Annotated in this window: 1 protein-coding gene; it reads left to right on the top strand. The window is 42.4% G+C overall.

The annotated features are described in order from the left end of the window. Positions 1-91 precede the first annotated feature (91 nt). The coding region (locus IEQ44_RS18250; RefSeq protein ID WP_193639433.1) for a C2H2-type zinc finger protein at positions 92-264 on the top strand (173 nt) is incomplete at its 3' end.

The raw sequence follows: 264 nt of genomic DNA, 5'->3' as shown, positions 1-264 counted from the left end.
TAAGACAAAGGCTCACTTAATACAACACCAGAGAAGCCACACTAGTGAGAAACCCTATGGTTGTGACGAGTGTGGAAAACACTTCACTCAGATGTCCCACCTTAAAGCACACCAGAGAATTCACACTGGAATTAAACCATATCACTGCGACCAGTGTGGAAAGGCTTTTAGTCAGTTAGGCAATTTAAACAGTCACAAGCTGGTGCACACCGGATTTAAACCATATCCTTGTAGTCAATGTGGAAAAGGTTTCACTACTTCAAG

Origin of the sequence: Nocardioides malaquae, assembly GCF_015070385.1 — a bacterium.
Classification (GTDB): Bacteria; Actinomycetota; Actinomycetes; order Propionibacteriales; family Nocardioidaceae; genus Nocardioides; species Nocardioides malaquae.
Note: the sequence above shows the minus strand (reverse complement) of the source record. Positions and strands in the feature narration are given on the sequence as shown.